The sequence below is a fragment of the Peribacillus sp. NPDC058002 genome (genome assembly GCF_042886655.1).
Lineage (GTDB): Bacteria > Bacillota > Bacilli > Bacillales > DSM-1321 > Peribacillus > Peribacillus aracenensis.
Genome location: NZ_JBHVQU010000442.1, coordinates 1 through 1,912, shown reverse-complemented (window position 1 = coordinate 1,912; position 1,912 = coordinate 1). Strand labels below are relative to the sequence as shown.

General features: G+C 35.4%; 1 protein-coding gene. It reads right to left on the bottom strand.

Features of this window, described 5'->3' with window-relative positions; translation table 11 throughout:
* Positions 1–11: 11 nt before the first annotated feature.
* Entirely contained in the window at positions 12–863 is an 852-nt protein-coding gene (locus ACFVSH_RS26100) for a M14 family zinc carboxypeptidase (RefSeq protein ID WP_387708696.1), read from the bottom strand.
* Positions 864–1,912: the final 1,049 nt, after the last annotated feature.

Here is a 1,912-nt window from a genome sequence, read left to right as displayed (position 1 = left end):
TTCTTGTTGTGTTACAAGGATCCTGAATTGTTCTGATGATCCTTCATTATTTGCGCTTCCATCGCTTCTGCCTGTATATAGGCACATTTTCCGGATAGGTCATACTCGTAATTAGGATTATGCGGTGGCGTACAAGGCTCAATTAACCCCTGTAGATTTGGCTGATAATTCTTCACATAACCATGAGTATCAAGGAACACCATCGGGTTCCATTCTTTAATGAGCTCAACCATCTCTTTTGTTTCTGGTTGCGATTGGGTGATAAAGTCACGATTTATGTCAATTCCTTCACCATTAAAGCGGGTGGCATCAATACGTCCATCAGGGTTTTGTACGACATTGAAAATAAGAATATTATTCTCTAAAACGTCTTTGGTCGTTGCATCATTTTGGGTAGCAAAACGTTCAATTAATTGAAGGATTGCATCGCTTCCGACAAATTCAGTCCCATGAATAGAACCATTAATCATGATTGGAACTTTAAAGTCAGGATTATTGGCGATCCATTCTTGAGCTTTGCCTGGATTCTTAAACATTTGCTTTCTAAGTGCTTTCACTTTTCCGAACTTCCCTTGCGTTGTTGGGTCAGCAATCGTGACAACGTAGAGTGGGTTTCCATCAGCTGATGTTCCACGGACTTCAACTTTCACACGGTTTGAAAGTTTTTCAATCTCTTTTAATTTGGAACCAATTTGTGAGAATTTCACAAAGTCATAGTTTTCGCTATTAAACTTGCTTCCGTCCTGTTCCTCATATGTATTCACATTTGTCCATTGAGGTTTCTCAGCATGTCCAGAACTCCACGGAATTACAGTTAGTAAACTCACAGCCATCAGGCCGGATAATGCTTTTTTCTTTTTCATCCTAAAACCTCCAGTATGATATATAGTATTTTTTTGTATATATTAATTAATACATAGATTAATTGAATAGGAACACGAAATGACTGGCTAATGGGCTGAACAAATTATGTTGAAAGCGCTTTAATTTAATAACGTCGAACTAATCACATCGTTAAAAATATTCTGTATAAGCTCCCCCAGCAAGTAATGCTACATAAAGTTGAGCTTCCGAAACTAGTGCTGCAATAGGAGCGAATCCCAATAAAATAAACATTGAACGACTTGGTGGAAACGCAATACCTAAACCCGCATTACCAGCGGCTACTGTAGCTGCTTTAATTCCTTTCTAGACTAATAAATTTCTCCTTTTCTGCATCCTACAAATATTTCCTTTCTAAAAAATAAATTTCCATACATGTTTAAGAGTATCGCCTCCTTATTTAGAAGTAGTAACCCACAAACTTAGATAACTGTTTTATAATATTATATACTTATTTTTGTTTAAATTGGGAATTTTCAGTTAATAATGACTGGATTTTTATCCTATATTCCTCACTTCAGAAGCATATTATTATATAATATTGGCAATCTCATTATTCTCTGTTACGGTTCTTCCTGTACATCAGCCTTAAACAAAGAATAAAAGCCCCTAGGTTCATCTTAGAGGCTTTTATTTATTGTATCTCATTAAAAAAAGTAATCTTACCTTATGAGACGAAAAAAATAGCAAACTAAATGCCGTCTTCTTTTAAAAGTCTTTCAAATCGCCAGACCATGTAAAACAACATCCTTTTCCATATTTCCTTACGAAAGATTGCTTCACCCTTTATCGATAATGTATTGACGACACAAATGAAAAAATCAGAGTTTACGCCGCTTTTGCATTAAGTTTTATTGGTAGTAAAGTGGTTTTATCGAGGTTGCATAAAAGATTAGTAATGGAATAAGACGAAGAGGTGTGGGAAGAATTAAAACAAGCCATTTCAAAATTAGCAACCATTAATTAACCTCTTCTTAATACTGTGGGATATAAAATAACTGTAACATGCCTTCTAGTCACTCTTATACCT

Coding starts and splice junctions, on each gene's coding strand:
- ACFVSH_RS26100 (WP_387708696.1), bottom strand. CDS start 863: ATGAAAAAGAAAAAAGCATTATCCGGCCTGATGGCTGTGAGTTTACTA.